Origin of the sequence: Rhizobium sp. N122 (genome assembly GCF_002211295.1) — a bacterium.
Classification (GTDB): Bacteria; Pseudomonadota; Alphaproteobacteria; order Rhizobiales; family Rhizobiaceae; genus Rhizobium.
In genome coordinates this window covers 60,432-79,330 of record NZ_LOKU01000078.1, presented here as the reverse complement: position 1 = coordinate 79,330, position 18,899 = coordinate 60,432, and the positions used below count along the sequence as shown (strand labels likewise).

Annotated in this window: 16 protein-coding genes and 1 tRNA gene; 5 read left to right on the top strand and 12 right to left on the bottom strand. The window is 61.8% G+C overall.

Features of this window, described 5'->3' with window-relative positions; translation table 11 throughout:
• Positions 1–3 precede the first annotated feature (3 nt).
• The 3 genes from ATY75_RS31675 to ATY75_RS31665 all read right to left on the bottom strand — a co-directional run bounded on the left by ATY75_RS31675 (position 4) and on the right by ATY75_RS31665 (position 3,188).
• Positions 4–834, bottom strand: a complete 831-nt coding sequence (locus tag ATY75_RS31675) for a carbohydrate ABC transporter permease (RefSeq protein WP_088940501.1) — start codon at positions 832–834, stop codon at positions 4–6.
• A complete protein-coding gene (locus ATY75_RS31670; RefSeq protein ID WP_064838032.1) occupies positions 834–1,727 on the bottom strand; it encodes a sugar ABC transporter permease in 894 nt (297 codons plus the stop codon). The genes ATY75_RS31675 and ATY75_RS31670 overlap by 1 nt, the downstream gene beginning before the upstream one ends.
• Positions 1,728–1,853: 126 nt before the next feature.
• Positions 1,854–3,188, bottom strand: a complete 1,335-nt coding sequence (locus ATY75_RS31665; protein WP_088940500.1) for an extracellular solute-binding protein — start codon at positions 3,186–3,188, stop codon at positions 1,854–1,856.
• 177 nt (positions 3,189–3,365) lie between these two features.
• Here ATY75_RS31665 and ATY75_RS31660 point away from each other — a divergent pair, with 177 nt between their 5' ends.
• Positions 3,366–3,980 carry a GNAT family N-acetyltransferase gene (locus ATY75_RS31660; protein ID WP_088940499.1) on the top strand — a complete coding sequence of 205 codons (615 nt, stop codon included), beginning with the start codon at positions 3,366–3,368 and terminating at the stop codon, positions 3,978–3,980.
• A 20-nt stretch (positions 3,981–4,000) separates the two neighbouring features.
• Here the strand turns inward: ATY75_RS31660 and ATY75_RS31655 are convergent, their stop codons facing one another.
• Positions 4,001–5,758 carry a glycogen debranching protein gene (locus ATY75_RS31655; RefSeq protein WP_088940498.1) on the bottom strand — a complete coding sequence of 586 codons (1,758 nt, stop codon included), beginning with the start codon at positions 5,756–5,758 and terminating at the stop codon, positions 4,001–4,003.
• A 358-nt stretch (positions 5,759–6,116) separates the two neighbouring features.
• Between ATY75_RS31655 and ATY75_RS31650 the strand changes: the two genes are divergently transcribed.
• Both ATY75_RS31650 and ATY75_RS31645 read left to right on the top strand, forming a co-directional pair.
• Positions 6,117–7,298: an ROK family transcriptional regulator gene (locus ATY75_RS31650; RefSeq protein WP_088940497.1), complete on the top strand. Its 1,182-nt coding sequence runs from the start codon at positions 6,117–6,119 to the stop codon at positions 7,296–7,298.
• A gap of 49 nt (positions 7,299–7,347) precedes the next feature.
• Positions 7,348–7,641 carry a helix-turn-helix domain-containing protein gene (locus ATY75_RS31645; RefSeq protein ID WP_049734013.1) on the top strand — a complete coding sequence of 98 codons (294 nt, stop codon included), beginning with the start codon at positions 7,348–7,350 and terminating at the stop codon, positions 7,639–7,641.
• A gap of 68 nt (positions 7,642–7,709) precedes the next feature.
• Here the strand turns inward: ATY75_RS31645 and ATY75_RS31640 are convergent, their stop codons facing one another.
• Positions 7,710–7,922 carry a hypothetical protein gene (locus tag ATY75_RS31640; protein WP_088940496.1) on the bottom strand — a complete coding sequence of 71 codons (213 nt, stop codon included), beginning with the start codon at positions 7,920–7,922 and terminating at the stop codon, positions 7,710–7,712.
• A gap of 193 nt (positions 7,923–8,115) precedes the next feature.
• Here ATY75_RS31640 and ATY75_RS31635 point away from each other — a divergent pair, with 193 nt between their 5' ends.
• Complete coding sequence (locus ATY75_RS31635; protein WP_088940627.1) at positions 8,116–8,349, top strand: DUF982 domain-containing protein; 234 nt, start codon at positions 8,116–8,118, stop codon at positions 8,347–8,349.
• A 2-nt stretch (positions 8,350–8,351) separates the two neighbouring features.
• Here the strand turns inward: ATY75_RS31635 and ATY75_RS31630 are convergent, their stop codons facing one another.
• The gene (locus ATY75_RS31630; RefSeq protein WP_088940495.1) at positions 8,352–8,567 is read right to left on the bottom strand and encodes a hypothetical protein; all 216 of its coding nucleotides are present in this window, start codon (positions 8,565–8,567) and stop codon (positions 8,352–8,354) included.
• 539 nt (positions 8,568–9,106) lie between these two features.
• Here ATY75_RS31630 and ATY75_RS31625 point away from each other — a divergent pair.
• Positions 9,107–9,739, top strand: coding sequence for a methyltransferase domain-containing protein (locus ATY75_RS31625; RefSeq protein ID WP_064838026.1), 633 nt, complete (start codon positions 9,107–9,109; stop codon positions 9,737–9,739).
• A gap of 81 nt (positions 9,740–9,820) precedes the next feature.
• Here ATY75_RS31625 and ATY75_RS31620 read toward each other — a convergent pair.
• The 6 genes from ATY75_RS31620 to bcsA form a co-directional block, all read right to left on the bottom strand.
• Positions 9,821–9,897 (bottom strand) — tRNA-Pro (locus ATY75_RS31620).
• A 98-nt stretch (positions 9,898–9,995) separates the two neighbouring features.
• Positions 9,996–10,664: an HAD family hydrolase gene (locus tag ATY75_RS31615; protein WP_088940494.1), complete on the bottom strand. Its 669-nt coding sequence runs from the start codon at positions 10,662–10,664 to the stop codon at positions 9,996–9,998.
• 126 nt (positions 10,665–10,790) lie between these two features.
• On the bottom strand, positions 10,791–13,187 hold the full coding sequence (locus tag ATY75_RS31610) for a cellulose synthase (protein WP_088940493.1): 2,397 nt from the start codon (positions 13,185–13,187) through the stop codon (positions 10,791–10,793).
• The gene (locus ATY75_RS31605; protein WP_088940492.1) at positions 13,184–14,227 is read right to left on the bottom strand and encodes a glycosyl hydrolase family 8; all 1,044 of its coding nucleotides are present in this window, start codon (positions 14,225–14,227) and stop codon (positions 13,184–13,186) included. Before ATY75_RS31605 ends, ATY75_RS31610 begins: the two co-directional genes overlap by 4 nt.
• The gene (locus ATY75_RS31600) at positions 14,224–16,683 is read right to left on the bottom strand and encodes a cellulose biosynthesis cyclic di-GMP-binding regulatory protein BcsB (protein ID WP_088940491.1); all 2,460 of its coding nucleotides are present in this window, start codon (positions 16,681–16,683) and stop codon (positions 14,224–14,226) included. Before ATY75_RS31600 ends, ATY75_RS31605 begins: the two co-directional genes overlap by 4 nt.
• Positions 16,680–18,872: a UDP-forming cellulose synthase catalytic subunit gene (gene bcsA, locus ATY75_RS31595; protein ID WP_088940490.1), complete on the bottom strand. Its 2,193-nt coding sequence runs from the start codon at positions 18,870–18,872 to the stop codon at positions 16,680–16,682. Before bcsA ends, ATY75_RS31600 begins: the two co-directional genes overlap by 4 nt.
• Positions 18,873–18,899 lie beyond the last annotated feature (27 nt).

Below are 18,899 nucleotides of genomic sequence, written 5' to 3'. Positions count from 1 at the left end.
GTGCTATTTCGTCGCGCCGGCCGTCAAGCCGGCGATGAACCGCCGCTGGAAAACCAGATAGGTCAGAATGAGCGGGAAAATGACGATTACCGCGCCGGCGGTCAGAACCGGCGTGTTGACGGTATAACGCCCCTGGAAGAACAACATGCCGAGCGGCAGCGTCCGATAGGCGTCGTCATTGACCAGGATGAACGGAATGAGAAACTCGTTCCAGGTCCAGATGAACAAGAACAGCGCCAGCGTCGACATTGCCGGTATCATCAGCGGGATAACGATCTTGCGCAGGATATAGAAGCGTCCGGCGCCATCGAGAACCGCCGCTTCGAGAATTTCCTCCGGCAATTGCTGCATCGCGCTGGCGAGGAAGATCGTTGAGAAGGGTATCGACATCGCGATCTGCGGGATGATGAGAGCCGCATAGGTATTGATCAGCCCGAGATAGCGCATTTCATAATAAAGCGGGATGATGAAGGCCTCGGCCGGCACCATCATGCCGAGCGTCAGGATCGCGAACAGCGTGCGCCGCAGCGGAAACGACAGGTAGGCGAAGGCAAAACCGGTCAGCAGGCCCAGAAAGACGCTTGCGGCAACGACGGGTATGACGACGACGATCGAATTCCAGAAGTAAATGTTGAAGTGCCCGGCATTCCAGGCATCGACGTAATTTTCGAAATGCGGATAGGCCGGAAGGGCGAATGCGCCTTTCAGCACGTCGGCCTTGCTCTTTATCGAGGTCAGCAACAGCAGCAGGAACGGGGTGATCGTTACGAAGGCCAGGAGCCAGAGGACGATGCGAAGGAACAGCGCGGCGGGGATATTGGACGAACGGCTCATCAAGCCAATCCTTTGCTTCTGGAGCCCACCAGCCGGTGAATTGCGAAATTGATTGCGAATGTCAGCAAGGCGCCGACGATGGCGATGGCGGCTGCGGCGCCGAAGCGATTGAGCTCGAAGCCGAGCTGATACATGTAGATATTCGGCACCAGCGTCGCATTCGCTGGTCCACCGCGGGTCATCGTGAAAATCAGGTCGAAGCTTTTGATAGAGGCAATCACCGTCAGAAGCAAAACCACCCTGATCTCCGGCATGAGAAGCGGCAGCGTTATCCAGAAAAAGGTCTTTCGCGGCGACGCGCCGTCGACCTTGGCGGCGTCGAAAAGAGACGGGTCGATGCGCTGGATTCCGGTGAGGAAGATCACCATGCAAAAACCGAAGAAATACCAGGTGGCAACGATCCCGACCGCAGGAAGCACAAAATTGAAATCTCCGAGCCAGGGCAATGCGAACCTGCCCAATCCCACCGCTCGCAGAAACTGATTGAACGGGCCGAATGCAGGATTGTAGAGCCATGCCCAGATGATGCCCAACACGGCAGTCGGCATGATGTAAGGCAGGAACAGGAAGGTTCTGAGGGCGAGTTGCTCGCGCTGCTTCAAATTCCACACGCAGGCGGCAAGCGTTATACCGAGCACGAGCGGCAGAACGCAGTAGAAGATCATGAGCTCGGCGTTGTTGCGCAAGGCAATGTAAAAACGGCTGTCGGAAAAGAGATCGGCGTAATTGCCGAGCCCAACCCATCTGGGCATGGTCAGGCCGTCCCAACTGGTCAGGCTCAAACCCAAAGCCGCGACGATCGGCCCAAAGACAAACGCCCCATAGAGCAGCAATCCAGGCAATAAATAGATGAAATTGGTCTGTTGCGTTCCATCCAGTGCGGAGCGTTTCATCCAGTACTCCCTGCCAAATCTCTGGTCATCGCGCAGCAAGCCGTAGGCTCGCAACGCTCATTTCAGCGTGAGGAACAGGACGCCGGTCGGACCGCCCCGGAGGGCGCGACCGGCGTCCGCACTCGCTTATTTCTTATCCTTCAAATAGGCCTGATAGTCCTTGTCCATGGCATCGACAAAGGCTTCGGGGGTGACCTTGCCGGACAAGAGAAGCGGCGTGTTGTCGTCGATTGTCTTCAGCATCGTCGGGCTCGACCAATCGGGGTAGTGGCCGAGCGCATCGTTGGCATTCAGCGTCTTCCACATCTCGATGCCAGCGGTCAGGAGCGGCGTGAGCTTCGGCTTTGCATCCGCCGGGAGCGATGTTGCCGGAAGATAGCCTGCCGCGGCCCAGCTTTCAGCGGCCTTTTCAGACACCATATAGTCGATGTACTCGCCGGCCATGTCCTGCTTCGCCTTGTCTTTGGCAAGGCTGGTTATCGCCCAGGCAAGATCGACGCCGCCGACGCTCATGGGCTTGGAAACGCCCTTCGGAGCGGGAATGGCCATGAAGCCGATATCCGGATTGTTTTGCATGTCGCCGAAATACCAGGTCCCGGAGATCAGGAATGCGCCCTGCCCGGATATGAACAGCTGGACGGCGTCGTCACCCGAGATGCCCTCGAATCCGGGATAAAAATAGCCGCCCTGCGCCCATTTCTGCACGAGTTTGGCGGATTCGATATTTCCCTTGGTGTTCCAGGAGCCGCCTTTGCCGTAAATCAGGTCGTCAAGCTCGGCGCGATTGGCCGCGTCGATATGCGCTTGATCGATGGCGCCGATCATGTGCAGGGCGAGATGCTGCTTGGCCGAGCCCATCATGAAGGGCGCGACACCTTTTTCCTTGAGCTTGTCGAGATCGGCCAAAAGCTCCTCGAAGGTCTTCGGCAGCGCCACGCCCGCCTCGTCGAGAATCTTCTTATTGTAGTAAAGGCCGACGATCTCACCGAGACCCGATATGCCGTAGGTCTTGCCGACGCCGAATTTCGTCCCCTCCCAGCGGTCTCTGGCCAGCACGGAATCCGACTGCCGCTTATCCCAGCCGTATTTCGTGATGTACTCGTCAACCGGCAGGAGCAATCCTTCCTTGACCATCGCGCCCATGTCGCCGGCGCCCTGGTTGACTTTGGTGATGACGGGGCCATCGCCTGCCGAAACCGCAAGCTTCAGCGTCAGCTTCATGTCATCGAAGGTTCGGGCGGTGCGTTTGATCGTGACACCGGGATGTGCGGCTTCGAACTCCTTGTTCAGCTGCTCGATGACCGCGCTCTGGCCCTCAAAGGTTTGGTCGTCCCATACGGCCAGATCGTCGGCGCGGGCGGCGGAAAGGCCAAAACTCACAAGCGCCGCGCCGGCGAGCGCGACAGCTGCTTTCAATCGGTATGCCGGCAGTATGCTGATCGATTTCACGGTTCTGTTCATCTGCTCCACCTCATTGGGTTTATTCTCCACTCCCCGTCCGGACCTCGCGCCTGGCGCCGGCCGAACGTTTTCTTCCCCCAGAGCTTTGCCTGGCTGGCGAATCTGGGGTAATCGTCAGTGCATCAGCCCCTCTCGCGATCCAGAATGACAAAGCGCCACGCAGGAGGTGGCAAAGCGATGGACAGCAACTGCTTCATCCGCCCGGCGATCGAGGCCGATAGTGACGCTCTTTTCGACATCTGCCTGAAAACCGCCAATGGCGGCGAGGATGCCAGCGCGCTTTACAGCGACCCGCATCTGCCCGGTTACATCTGGTCGGTACCCTATCTCAAATTCGCCAGGGACTTTGCCTTTGTTCTCGTTCAGGGCGACCTGCCGGTCGGCTACGTCGTCGGGGTGCCCGATACCGGCGGGTTCGACAAAGACCTTGAGGTAAACTGGTGGCCGTTCGTCCGCCGAGAGATCGCCGGGCTGACGCCCAGCCGTGCGCGCGACGCCGACGTGATCGAACGAATTCAAAATCCGCGCAGCGGAACGACATGGCTTCAAGACGATTACCCGGCGCATCTTCACATCAACATTCTTCCCGGACTTCAGGCAGGCGGCTGGGGCCGCCGGATGATCAGCACCGAGCTCGAAGCGCTTCGCAATCACGGGGTCGCAGCTGTGCATCTCGGTGTCGATCCAAACAATGAACGGGCCAGAGGTTTTTACCGTCACCTTGGCTTTGCCGAACTCGAACGGGACGGCGCCGTCGCCTTCGCCATGCGGATCGACAAGGTCTCCGGCTAGAACCGACGGTGCCATCCTGCTCATGAGATTGGCTCCGCATTTGCGGCGTCAAGCCCATATTTCAAAACGACTGCCGCCGACATGCCGCTCCAGCCTTGCAGCAGGGAGCCTCGCCCATAGGGCGGCGAGAAATATTCCACCGCACCCATCCAACCATTCTCCAGGCAGGTTTCCCACCAGCGTGTCAGCGCGTAGCGTGCACCTCCAAGTCCGTGGCGAAGGCGCTCTTCGGCATAGGCGCCATCCCAATAGGGCCAGTCCGAACCATTATGGTAACGGTAGGGAAACGCGGTCTTGGATCGCAGATCGCCTGGCCGCTTGAAGGGCGGATAGGCGCACATGACACCCCAGCTGCCATAGGGCTGTTGCTGATTGTTGCGCGTTTCCAGCTTGGTTTCAAACGCTCTCAGTAGGCCAATAGCCTTCGGCCGTGAAATCGCACCAAACCGCGACAAGGTCAGGCTGTCGAGCGCCAGATGATCCTCGACGAATACGCCAGGCGTTCCATAGTCGAGATATCCTCCCGTTGCCGGGACGAAGAGTTTGGCCTCGATTTCCTGGCGGGCCAGATCTGCGGTCCTGCCCGCGCGTTCGGCAAGAGCCGGATCGTGCCCCTCGCCAAGCCTTGCCACCGCATCCATGGCGCCGACGAAAAGGCCGAGATCATAGGAGACAAGGCCCTCGCGATAGACGTTGTCGGCCCAATCCCGATCGTTACGTAGCTTTACCGGCAGGACGCTATCGGGGCCGGCCAGGCTGAGATAGCGGTCGACGATTGCCCGAACGATCGGCCAGTGCAGCTGCGCCTCGGCGAGGTCCTTCGTGGCCCTGACATAGTCGTCGATGAACAGGATGAAGAAAAGCGGACTGTCGAAGTGATCGCTCCACCAGTCCTGCGGGCGGTTGTGGTATTCCGGAACCGCCCTTTTGTGGGTTTTGGGATTGGCCTTGCTGTCTGCGACAAAGTGCTGCCAGGCCTCTGATTGCGCCGGCCCCGTCAAGATCACGCCGCTTGGGGCTTCTCCATCCGGCTGCACGCCTTTCGCAAGCAGCCGGATCTCGTCGCGCACCGCCTCCGGCGCAAGCGTCAAAAGAGGCTGCATCGTCCAATAGCCATCGCGGTAATAGGTGCGCGCCGGAGCGCTATAGGCCTGTCCCGCGGCAAGTCCGGCGAAGGCGCCGTTTTCATCGCGCCTGATGCTGGAAAGGGCGGCGTGCGTCCCCTGGCTGACCATGCTGCGCATCAACGGGTCGGCGGCTGGCGCCATGTCGCAACGAGCCGCATATTCAGCGGCTTCGGCAATGATGGCTTCGCTGGTGAGGCTTAGCGCCTTCTCGGCTTCGTCTCTCGACGCGCCGACGGCAATCCGCAAATCGGAAGCCAGAGCCTCCACGATGAGGACACCCCAGCCCATTTCGAACGTCTGCCGGTGATGCTTCCGGGTGACCCTCGCCCTTGCGCCCTCCCCACCTGGCTCATGCCACCACGCGCAGCGGCGGGCTGGATAGACGCCCTGAAGTTTCACGCCGCGGATCACCATCACGGGCAGCGACTGCGCAACGAAGACGCCGCCTTGTTCCGACAGGATCCGGTTGGGGGCATAGGTATAAGGCCCGCTTACCGCGGAAAATCTTACACGGCCGAGGCTGCCCGCGCCCCATAAGGCAAGATCGGCATATCCATCAGGGTGAACATCCGCCTGAAGGCGTGGCGCCATGACAGGCAGTAAAACGCCTTTTTCCGTGAGGAGCTGTCCATCAATCAAGGGCTTTAGCATCGGCAGATCCCCGGCAGCCAAGTTAACGGGACGGCGAGACGTCAAAGCGAAAATAGCGAGGTAAGTCCCGGCCGGCCGCGACTAGGACGACCTTGGCGAGCGCGCGGCTACACAGACAATATGTATGATGCATACTTGTCCGACCCTCTTTATTTTCATCGCGCATCTCATTGCACGTTGGTCTCAGCCTACAGCCAGCCCCCTATTTGTCAATGGCATAGACAAACCATCGACTTCGATGTACTGAATTTGAGACGAGATCATGAGAGTTTGACCTCTTGCTTCTTTTTGCGATGGTTACAGCCGATATCGCCATCGAATTAGGTACATGCTCCGAACTAATTAGAGCAACAGCCGGGTGCCAATGACATCTTCTGTCGTAGAAACACCGATCGCCCGAAAAATATCGACCAATGCGGTGATCCGGACCGTGTTGGCGAACCGGTCCATTTCCCGCGCCGATATCGCCAAGCTGACCGGCCTGTCGAAACAGACGATCTCCGATGTCGTGCGCGACCTTGAGGAAGATGGCTGGCTGAAACCGGCCGGGCAGACAGACGGTCGGCCGGGCCGCAATGCAATCATCTACGAAATCAACGCCAGGGCGGGATTGGCGGTCTCCATCGATCTCGGCGGCACCAAGATTGCCGCGGCGATCTGCGACCTGTTGGGCAATGTCGTTGCCGAAACCAAAGTGGCGACCGACCCGCGCGGCGGAATGCATCTCGTCAATCAGTTCAGCGATGTGATCGCTGGACTCGCATCTGCGGCAGGAACGACCGCCGACAAGCTGCGTCTCGTTGTTCTGGGCAGTCCCGGCGTGCTCGATCCGGCCACCGGACATATCAACGTCGCGCCAAACATCCCGGGCATCGACGCCATCAATCTGCGGCAGGTCTTCAGCGACAGGATGGGCATACCGGTGATCGTCGAAAATGACGTCAACCTCGCGGCGCAAGGGGAGAGATGGCGGGGTCACGGGGTCGAAACTGGCAACTTCGCCTTCATTGCTCTCGGAACCGGCGTCGGCATGGGCATCATCGCCAATGGCGCTCTGTTGCGAGGCGCGCGCGGTGCGGCCGGCGAAATCGCCTATCTTCCGATCGGCGGCGATGCTTTCGATCCCGGCGGGTTTACGCTTGGAACCTTTGAGAGCGCAATTGGCAGCGTCGCCATGTTGCGCCGCTACACCGGTTTCGGCGGGCGCAACGCATCCACCGTCGCCGATCTCTTCGCCGCGTTCAATGCCGGAGAGACCAGCGCCGTCGCGGCAATCGAAGAGACGGCGCGGCTGGTGGCGCTCGCCATTGCCGCCATCGGAGCCACTCTCGATCCCGAACTGGTGATCACCGGCGGCAGCATCGGCGCAAGACCGGAACTCGTCAACGCCATCCGCGGTTTCCTGCCGCGTTGCACGCCCTACCCGCCGCGCATCGAGATCAGCCGCTTTGGCAACCGCGCCGCCCTTATGGGAGGAATGGGGGTCGCGGTCGAGCGCATGCACGACGATCTGTTCGGCGTGAAATTGAAAGACGCTTGATCGGGCCGCGCCACTTGAGAAGTACGGTCAATGCGCTAGATTTTCCGCCATGATAACAGCAACGCAGATACGCGGCGCGCGCGCCATGATCGGGATGAGTATCGAAGAGCTCGCCGCCGCAAGCGGCCTGCCGGTGGAGACCGTGACCGCTCTGGAAAACGGCGAATTCGCGGGCGAACCGCACGCGTTGTTCGATGTGCGCAGCACGCTCGAGGCGCACGGCATCATCTTCCTGTCGAGCGGCAATCAGGATGAAGGCGGCCCCGGCATCCGGTTGCGCGCGCGCACCATGAGCGACGACGGTATCCGGCCGGAAAACCTCAACGCCGCCAACGACGATTAGGAAATGGGTGCTATCGGCTCGGCGCTTATATCCACCGCTGGGAAAACACGATCGAGCAGAACTGAGCGTCAGAGGTAGGTCTTCGCCAGATCGGCGAGTTTGCCGCCGTCCTTCACGCCCTGTCTGTAGAGTTGGATGATGACCGCGCCGATCCGCTCGGCCTCGGGCGTGGTTCGGGCGAGGCCGCGTTCGTCGCAGACCTTGTAGAGCACCTGAGTCAACAGATCGAGATCTTCCGAAAACAGCGGTAAATCATGCGGATGAATTGATGATCGTAACATCACGCCGCATTCCCTCCGAGGGCAAACGCATTCACGCTTGCATTGCCGGCCGCCCTCCGCAACCGGCGAAAATGATTATGCGCGAGGGCCAGAACTTTAGCAACTATGCAAATTTCCCCGGAACAAAATTGGGGAACAAAATTTCGTCCCGCGCGTTTCAGGCGCGCTTGACAGGAAACAGCGAGTGCAGACGTTGACTGAAATACGCTTTCCCTCCCCCGTCCGGGTCTTATCTCAAAACCGCAGCCTGATCGTTTCTACCGTTTGGGAAGCCGTGGAGTATTTGAAACGATGGCCGAACAAACGTGGGCGTGACTATCGCGTTGCGCGCCAGCACTGCCTCGACGCGCTCGACGGGCTGCGCAGCTCGCGCGCCGCGCAGGCCTCCTTCATCACGGCGGCGAAGACGGCGGGATTGTTGCTGTGAGATCAGCTGCTGTGGCGGCCGGCGGCGAACTGAGGGGGAATGGAGCCTTCCATGATCACCTTGGCGGTCACCTCGATCACCTGCTCCTCGGCGAGTTCAGCAAGCGCGAGGGCGACATCGCCCTCCGGCCAGCCAGCCTTGACGGCCTCGTCGGACAAAGCCTGGAATGCGCCGGCGAGGGCTTGCCTGCAAGTGAGATTCTGCTTCATATCCGCCATGCGCTCGCACTAGGCTAATTGTGATAGGGCCGTTTTAATCTACACATATTCGCATGAATGCGAAGAGGTTTCACGTTCTTAAAATTCGAATTTTGGTATCTCTTGGTATAACCTTAACAAAAGGCAACAAACACAGCCTCCATCAATTGGATGAGTGCCAAAAAGAACTAATAGATTATTTGACTACGCATCCTCAAAGGGTATTTTCATTGCGTTAGTTACTGCAAATGGCTGCGACATCGGAGTCGAAGCGGCGACTATTTAACCCGCCCCACCAGACAAAATCCGATTGCCGCACGTTTCATCATCTTCCCTCCACCCTGTCAATCCGCTTCGAAATCGTCCAAAGGCGAGCGCCGGGCGCCCATCGTTCATGAGGTGACGGCGCGCATATCCGTCGACCGCCGTGCTCAGCTGCCGCGATCGCCGTCGGCGCTAATCACTTTAATACCACAACGACACCACACTGCCGTCAAAGTCCGCCGTACGATTGTGTTGCGTATTATTGGGTTGGCGGGCCCACTTCTCCAGGAGTTAAAATGTCTATCGAACTAGACGCGACGACCTATGTGCATGCCAAACCGGCGACTGCGCATTCTTATATCTTGCCGGCTGTTGTCGATGTACTTGAGAACAGCTTTCAGGAGGCAAACGAAACATCGGTTTTCGATCTCGGTTGCGGTGCCGGCGGTGCTGCAGCAATGCTTGCAGGAAAGGGCTATGATGTCATCGGCGTCGATCCGTCCGAGGACGGCATCGCAAAAGCGCGAACGGCCCATCCCAATCTGCCGCTGGAAATCGGCTCCGGTTACGAAGATCTTTCCAGCCGGTACGGAACCTTCGATGCGGTGATCAGCCTCGAGGTCGTGGAGCACGTCTATGATCCCAAGGCGTTTTCGGCCACCATGTACGATCTGGTCAGGCCCGGCGGCATCGCGGTCATGTCGACGCCTTTTCACGGTTACTGGAAAAATCTGGCCTTGGCTGTGAGCGGTAAGATGGACGACCATTTCATGCCGCTCAAGGACCATGGCCATATCAAATTCTGGTCTCCGGGAACGCTGAGCACGCTGCTGCATGAAACAGGTTTCGAAGAGGTCGACTTCGAATATGTCGGGAGGATTCCGCTTCTGGCCAAATCGATGATCGCGATTGCCCAGAAACCGCACTGAAGATCCGCCGTTTTCCGCAATGGCCGCGAGAGCGGCCGCCACGAAACGTGAGATCTTCTGACTGGATTTCAAGGGGATAAATGGTCGGGGCGACTGGACTCGAACCAGCGACCCCTTGACCCCCAGTCAAGTGCGCTACCGGGCTGCGCTACGCCCCGACCTGCCGAAACGGCTTGCTTCGTTTAGTTTTTCGGCGCGTGCAATGCAAGCGGAAAAACTCGCCTCCAACAAAAAGGAGGGCGGTTTGTCGGTTTGGTCAGATCGCCGCGATCGTCAGCCGGCCTTCGGCGGTGTGGCGGGGCTGCCATGCCTGGTAGTTGACGATGGAGAAATGCGGGGTTTCGAAGGGGGTGGCGTGGGTTTCGGTAATGACGGCGACATCGGCGCCGGCCGCTTCGCCGGCGAGGATGCCGGCGACGGCGTCTTCGAAGACCAGGCATTTTTCGGGATCGACACCGAGGCGGCTGGCGCCGAGCAGGTAACCCTCGGGACTCGGCTTGCCGGATTTGACCTCGCCACCGCTGACGATGACCTTCGGCATCGGGATGCCGGCGGCGGCCATGCGGCGCACGGCGAGTTCGATCGGTGCCGAGGTGACGATCGCCCATTTGCCGTCGGGAATGGCGGAGAGGAAGCGGACGGCATCGGGAATCTCGACAATGCCGGAGACATCCTCCATCTCCTCGGCGAGCAGCAGATCCGCCTCATGGGCCGGATCGACGCCGGGCAGGCCGAGCCCGCGGATAACGTCGGAAGCGCGGATGCCGTGGATCGTCTTCAGGAAGACCTCCGGTTCGAAGCCATGGCGCCTTGCCCATTCGCTCCAGACGCGTTCGACGACGGCGATGGAATTCAGCAGCGTCCCGTCCATGTCGAAAAGGAAGGCGTCATAGGATCTGTCGAGGATATCGTGGAGAGCAGGCACGGGCGTTTCCTTGCGGGGGCGAGGCCGAGGCGACCCCTGCACAGGCGAGTAGCGGAGAGCGGCGGCTGCGTCAACGTCAGTCGTTGACGTCGACGTCAACGCTAGTCGTTGACGTAGATGTCAACGCTAGTCGTTGACATCGGGATGGGTGACGTTGCGAACGTCGGCCAGGCCGCGGGCGGCGTCGCGGTTGCCGGTCGCGGCAGCAGCTTCGAAGATACGGGTCGCGTCGCCATACATTTTAAGATTGAGGTAGCAGTAGCCGCGCAGCACCATCAGGTCGATGCGTTCCTGCTGCAGCTGGGCGCGCTGATCGAGATAGATCAGGGTCTCGCGATAACGCCCGGCGTCGAAGGCCGAAAGCGCGCGGTCGGCGAGGATCGCCACCTGGAGCTCGGCGGCGCGCTGGCGGTTCTGCGGTGCCTTGGTGGCGGCCACAGCGGCATTGCTGGAAAGGCCGGCGCGCAGATAAGCAAGGCTCTGGCCGTAGGCTGCGTCTTCACGGTCCTTGCGGACGGGGCTTTGCAATGCCGTCTCGAAGGCCGAGATCGCCTCCATCGGCCGGTTGATATCCATCAGGCACCAGCCACGCGACAGCGCGTTCGCCGGGCTGAGCTGTGCCGCATCGATGGTCGTCGAGCAGCCGCGTGTCTGGCGCGGACCGCGCTGAACGGTCACCGTCTGCAGCGCCGGCCTTGCCGGGCGAACGGCCTGATCAGGCCCCGGCTGCAGCGGCGTGGGGCGTTCAGCCGGAAGCGGCTCGGCCGCCGTGGCGGGGCGTTGCCCCGGCTGCGTCGGCTGAACCGGCTGCTGCGGGGCAAGTGTCCCCTTCTGCGGCGGAAGGACGCCCCCATTCGGCATCAGCGAGGAGGTGTCCTCGAGATTGGCGATCCGGGTCGACCGGCCGGCCCAGGCGCGCTGTAGGTCGAGCACACCCTTGCGGTCGTTCAGCTGCTCGCGTGTGACGGCAAGGCCATAGGCCGACGGCTCGTCATCGGGTTTCCACGCAAGCGCGGTCTCGAACCAGCGTGCGGCGGTCTGGAACTGGTTGAGCGAGCGGGCATACCAGCCGAACTGCTGCGCCGTCGGCACGTATTTCCGGGCGATAATCTCGGCGGCGATGCGATGCAGCACGTCTTCGGCGAGATCGGCCGGCGGCTGCAGCGCCATCAGATTGGCGGTGGCGGCGAGATAAGTGGCGCTCGCATCATCGGATTCGGCGCGCCAGCGGAACATCACATCCTCGGCCTCCTCAGGCGCCTTGCGGGCAATCAGCGCCAGCGCCAGCCCCTGCGAAGCCGCCGCCGTGTCTTCCTTGGCTCGGGCGGCGCGGAACCACTTCTCCGCCTCGGCATCGTTGTTGCGGCGAAGCTGGTACCAGCCGAGCAGCAGCGCATCTGCGGCAAGCCCCTCGCTTCCGGCAAGTTTTTCGAGGCGGGCGACGTAATCGGGGGCGATGGCGAGCTTCGGATCGTCATTGCCTTCGGCCATGAAGCGTCGGGCGAGGTTGTCGCGGATCGCATCGAACTCCCTGCTGCCGTCGGCAGCAGGCTTTTCCAGCGCCAGCAGCGCCTGCATCGGCTGATAGGCAAGCAGTGTCGAGGCCTTTTCCACAGTCGCCTGCCGCTCGGCCGGATTGGGGCAGTTCTTCAGGATATAGCTATAGGCGTCCTGGCCGCGCTGCACCCTCTCAGTCTGGATGAAGGCTTCGGCGACACGCCAGAGGACGTCGACCTCGCTGCAGGTGAGCAGGCTCGGCGTTGCGGCGGCGATATCGACCACGGTCGCATATTGCTTGAGGTCCGAAGCGTTGATGAGGCGGGCGCGGGCCTCGGCGACGTCGAGCCGATCGAGCAGATCGGCCGGCGGCTGCCATCCGGCATCGGCGGCCTGACGGTCGGCGACCGCCTTGCGCAGCTCGGCATAACGGCCATCGGAATAGAGCTGCCACATGGCCTCCAGCTGTTTGTCGCCGTTTTGCGGCACGGCGAGCGGATCGGCCGGCGGAACCCAGTTCGGGTAGAGCGCCTGAAGGCGGGAGATCTCGGCCTGCAGGCGCACCTTGTCGCCGCGGCTGGCGAAATACCGAAGCGCGCTTTCATCGACGGCAGGCTGCGGCGGCGCGGCGGCCTCTTGCGGCGCGGGAGATTCGGAGACGATGGGAGGCGTGACCGGCGCCGGCAGAGCCGCCGGCTGAGGTGCAGGTTGGGGTGCAGATTGAGGCGCGGCGGATTGCGCCGGTGCGGGCTGCTCCGCAACGGCATTCGGATCTGAAGTCCCCGATGCTGACGGCGGCGCGGAGGTGATCGCTTCGATCTTGTCGGCGACGAGCTGCGCATTGAAGTCGGAATTGCCGGCAGGGGCATCAGTCGGCTTGATGCGGCCCATCATCATCAGCTCCGGCGCCGGCTTGCCGGCCGGGCCAAGGCCAAACTTTTCCTGCAGAGCGGCGCGGTCCTTCAGCCCGGTGACGAGGCTCGCCACCACCACTGCCGCTGAAACCGCCACGAGAGAAGACTTCACAGACACTCCGGATGCTTCTCCCCGATATAGGCCAGCCCCAGCAGTTGAAGGGTGGACGGATAATAGAGTGCGGGGGCAAACTGCAGCGCCGAACCCGGCAGCCTGGTCCCATCGACAACACAGGCCACAACATCGTTAACAATTCTATAACCGGGGTCCGACAGCACGGTCTTCGGCCGGCCAGTGGTCAGATCGATGATGGCGGGAACGCCGTCTTGCGACATCCCCTTTTGCAGGCGCATCAGCAGCGCCTTGTCGGTGATGCCGCCCCGCGCGAGATAGAGCGGGATGCGGATGGCGTTATATGAGAATTCGGCGTCGAATCCTTCTGCCGGCCGCGGCTTATCGCGCAGGCTCACCCATTCGGCGGGAAGCTTGCGCGGGCCGAATTGCATCGTCTTCAACAGCTCGACGCCGTCGTCCGACAGTTTTTTCCAGGCATCCGAAGGAGCGAGCGCCGACATCACCGGGATCGCCTCATAAATCCAGTAGGACGGATTGACGACGGGGCCGTCGCCTCGGTCGCTGCCGGTAAAGCCTTCGGTTCCCGGCATCAGCAAAGTGCGGCCTTGCGAGCTGCCGACGGTTTCGGCAAGCAGCGCCTGCGCCATGCGCGAGGCGGCGAGGATATAGTCTTCTCGCTTCCATGCCGTGCCGGCCAGCGCCAGCGCATAGGCGATCAGCATGTCGCCGTCCGTGGCATTGTTGGTGTCGGCCACGTGCGGCTTGACGTTCGGATCCCATTTCCACACGGCCAGGCCATCATCGCGCAGCAGCAGCTCGGTGCGGGTAAAATACCAGATCTGCTCGAAATCGGCGGGGTTTGCAGCGAGATAGGCGAGCAGCAGGCCATAGCCCTGCCCTTCGCTGTGGCTGATGTTGCCGTTGCCGTTGTCGACGATGCGGCCGGTCGGATCGAGAAACTTCGCCTTATAGGCCGACCATGCGCCGGCATTGATCATCGCCTGCTGCGCGCTGGCCGGCAGGCCCGGTGCCAGCGCGACCGATGCCGCCAGCAGGAGCGCACACCACCGCCTCATTTCGACCGACCCAGGTTTCTCAGCATCTTCGACGTGGTGACGCCGATCAGGAGCACGAAGACGACCAGCAGCGAGGCATAGGAGAGGATATTCGTCGACAGCCAGTTGGCAGCGATCAGGCGGTAGTTGGCGATCGACCAGGGCGTCGACGGCACGAAATCGAAACGGGTGACCGGCACCGCCTCGATCTTGCCGGTCTTGCTGGAATAGGTGGTGATGTGGCCCGATATCTGCGGCCAGTTCAGCTGCGACGTCAGAACCTCGACCCCTTCCCGCAAATCCTTTGCCGACGGCGCCGCCACCACGGTCCAAGAGCCCGCTCCCGCCGGGCTGGAGCCCTGGGCCACCAGAAGCGAGGCGGTATTGGGCGGCGTAAAGATTTGCTCGGCGCCCGGCACGAATTGCAGCGAACTGCGGGAAATATCGAAATTGCGCCACAACCACTCGCGGAAGGCCGTCATCCGGCTGCGCAAAACACCGCCGCTGACCTTGGAATTCCACTCCTCGAAGGCCGTACCGGTATCGACGACACCCGTCTGCGCATCCGTCACCGGACGCCACGAAGCCTGGCTCGCCGTCGCAATATTGGTTTGCGACAGCGCGGTAGTCGGCATCTGCGAGATGGAGCCGATGAAGATGGCGTCACGATCGCCGATCGTATTCGGCGAGGCGACGGTTTCCACGGGGATCGGATGGCCGGCCATGATCGCCATCTGGCCAAGCAGGGTCGCGGCGGCCGAAAGCGTGTCGGTATCGACACGGTCGATGAACAGCGGCGTCGGCTCCGTGGCCCGGCCATAGGGATAGGCGGTGCCGGCCATGGCGGCCAAGTTCGGCCGCTGGCCAACACGGGCGAAATCCGGCATATGCAGCTCGGAAGTGTCGAACAGGGCAAAGCGCGGGCTGGCGCCGGCGGTGGCGCCAGGCGCGCAAGCCGCATCGTCCTTGGTCATCAGGATCGCCTCGATCGCCACCGTATTCAGGCCGGGCTTGAAGTGCCGCATCGTCACGCGGATCGGCAGATGACGCAAAATGCCGCCTGTTGTGGTGGTGATCGGCACGGTGGAGGCGATATTGTCGTTGACGTAAATATCGATATGGCTGCCGGGCAGCACGTTGTCGGTATAGGCGGCGTCGAGCAGCACCTTCGCCTCGCCATAGGCATTGGCATAAAAATCCGCCGGCACGGCGATATTGAAGCTGGTCCGCAGCCGCCGGCCGGAGAATTCGGTGGTCTTCACACCGAGCTGAGACAAAGCGATGTTGGTGTCGGAAAAGACCAGCGGCGCGTTCGGCGCGCTCCAGCGTTCGGTGGTCAGCACGTCGCGGCGGCTATCTGCGGATCTGTCCGTCGGCGAGACGATGGTATCGATGGCCGAGGACACCGCCTGCCAGGAGGGGCCGCTGATCAGAAGCACCGGTGAGCCGCTGCGCGGATCGGTGACGAAAGCGGCGAGTGCCGCACTCTCGGCGCCGGGCGGCAGGCCGGGAAAGAGCGGCCGCAGTTCCGAGGCGGTGCCGACGAGCACGCTGAGCCTGCCGGCCCCGCCGGCCGGAAGCGAAGCGGTGCTGAAGGCAAAGATCTGGTTCGGCATGCTGCTCAGCACAGAGAGTCCCTGCGCCAGGCGCAGCAGCGGCTTCGTGGTTCCCGGCTGCTCCAGCGCCGGGACGACGATATCGAACTCGGTCTTGCCGGCGCCGTCGACACCGATGGCGCGGATCGCATCGGCACTCGCCGGCTCTGCGGCATCGCTGCCGGCAAAGCTCAGATAGGTGCCGGCCGGATCGATATTCGACCATAATTCATAGGTTGACTGGATGCTGCAATCGGTGCGGTGACGCTGAGCGGCTTCGAAGCTGACGACATTGGCGCCCGGCTGCAGCAGACCTGGCGGAACCTTGAAGGTGACGGCCGACGGGCCGTCCGGCGAGCCGACGCGCTGCTGGCCGATCGGGCGATTGTTGAGATAGACGGTTAGCGCCGAGGCCTCGGGGGCGACGACGATCGCATTCTGGTAGGCGAAGGTGAAGCTCGCCTGGGAGGCCGCCTGTTCGGGCGTCAGATAGACCGACCATGACCGCCGGTCATATTCACCGTTGAGACCGAGTTTCGAAAAGGGCACGACATAACGGCGGACGCTCTCGGGGTGCTGAGCCGGCGCCGTATCTGTCGCGGCCGGCTGCAGCGCCTGCGGCGAAACGGTAATCGGCGGGGCAACCGGCGCCGGTGCCGAAGCAGGCGCGGGAGTCGCATGGGGTGCGGGTGCCGGCGCTACGGAAACCGGAGGCGTGACGGGAACCGGCGCGGCTGCAGCCGGCGGGGTCGGCGGTGTCAGTCTCGGGGCAACAGAGGCGCCGGGTGGCCGCTCGCCGGACATGTCGAAGGGTGCCGTCTGCGCCTGGGCGAAGGCGGAGGCATTCAGCAGCAGAAGCGAGGCGGCGACGATGCTTCTCATCCGGCGTTGACCTTTGCCGCCTGCTGCTGGGCTTCGCGCTCCGGGCGCATGCTGCGGAAGAAATAAACGAGGCCGCGGCTGGTCTGATAGAGCGCCATGCCGACGAACCAGATGGTGCCGCGGATCAGGCCCGGATTGCGGCGGCGCGAGGCCTGGAACTCGGTCCACTGGCCGGAATTGGCAAACATCAGATCGGCGATCAGGCGATGGTCGAGCGCGCTTTTCGGCACGTATTGGCAGCCGACATTGCTGATGTCGCCCGAGGGCTCGATGTTGCGGACGATCAGCGGCAGGGTTTCCAGTTCCGCGCCGCTATAGGGCCGGAAGCGGATTTCGCCGACGGCGCCGACCAGCATCTCGTCGAGCTGCTTGTTGAAGATGTGAAGCCTGGCGCCATGGACGGAGACGTCCTCGATCGAGGCGGCATACCACTTGCCATTGGCGCCGAATTCGCAGCGCCGGTTGACGCGGACGCGGCGGGACAAAGCGCGCTCGCCGCGCTCCGACACGACACCGAGCGCACAGCCGGCCATGATCAGGTTGATGACGTTCCAGCCGCCGACGACGAGCGTGACGTCGGCCTTATAGGGCTCGGCATAGATCCTGTAGAAGGTGATGACGAGCGCGATGATCTGCACCGCAAAGATGACGAAGAACGGGCGGCTGATCTCCGACAGGCGGCTGACTGCAATCGATTCGTCCTTGGCGGTAACCTTGAAGGTCGGCTTCCTCGGATTGAGCATGACGGAAACAACAGCCGGCAGCAGATGCACGGTCTGGACATATTCGTAGAGCTCCGAAATCCATGGCCAGCGGAACGACCCGTAAAGGTAGTTCTGCATCATCAGGTTCACCAGCATATAGGCCAGCGTATAGGCGAGGAACTCGCCGCCCGACGCGGTGAAGATCTCCAGATCGAAGAACAGGTAAAAGAGCGGTGCAAACAGGAAGATCGTGCGCGGGAACGGGAAGAGCCAGAAAAGCGTGGAGGACATGTAGCAGAGTCGCTGCGGGATCGACAGGCCGCGCTTCAGCAGCGGGAAGCGGAAGCGCAGGATCTGCATCATGCCCTGCGCCCAGCGGCTGCGCTGGCCGATGAAGCTTGCGAATGTGGCCGGCTGCAGGCCGGCGATCAGCGGCTTGTCGACATAGATGCTGTTCCAGCCGGCGCCGTGCAGCGCTAAAGCCGTCTCGCAATCCTCGGTGATGCTGATGCCGGAAAAGCCGTTCTGGGATTCGAGCGCCCTGCGGCTCAGAACCGCGGCCGAACCGCAGAAGAAGGCGGCGTTCCATTTATCGAGGCCGCGCTGGATGATGCCGTAGAACATTTCGTTTTCGCTCGGCATCTTGTCGAAGGTGCGCAGGTTGCGCTCCAGCGGATCGGGATTGATGAAGAAGTGCGGGGTCTGGACGAGGAAGAGCTTCGGATCGTCTTCGAAATAACCGACCGTCTCGAGCAGGAAATCGCGGGCCGGCGCGTGGTCGGCGTCGAAGACGGCGATGAGTTCGCCGGTCGAATGTTTCATGCCGTTGTTGAGATTGCCGGCCTTGGCGTGCTCGTTGCGGTCGCGCGTGAGATAATGGACGTCAAGGTCCTGGCAGAGCTGCTTCAGCTCGACATGGCGGGCAGCGGCGGCCTGGGCCTCGAGCAGTTTGCCGGAATTGCGCTTCTGCAAGGTGCCGCCGTCGTCGAGCAGCCAGACATGCAGCTTGTCGGCCGGATAATCCAAGGCCTTGGCGGCGGCCAGCGTGTTGCCGAGAAGCCCGGCATCCTCGTTGTAGGACGGCACGAAGACATCGACATGCGGCAAACGCCCGGGATTGGCTGCGCGCGAGGGGCGCGGCGGCAGCGGTGTGGCGACGATGAACAGGCTGAGCGCCAGCATGGCGACGCTGTACATTTCGGCGAGATAGAGCAGCAGGCCGGGAATGAAATTCTCAAGCTGGTTGACAGGCGGCAGCGTGTTGGTGGTGCGCCAGTAGACGTAGCGCAGCACGATCGAGGTGCCGAAGGCGAGCGCCACGAGGCGCCAGGTCCCCTCGCCCTTCAAGACCTTGATCAGCGCCATCACCGTCACGACCGTGATACTGGTGATGAGCTGGGTCTGCAGGTTGACCGGCAGCGTGATCAGCACGATCAAGCAGAGCGAAACCACGGCCCATATGAAGACACTGCGGGCTTTGCGCATCGACGTTCCTCGAAATTGCTAACCGAG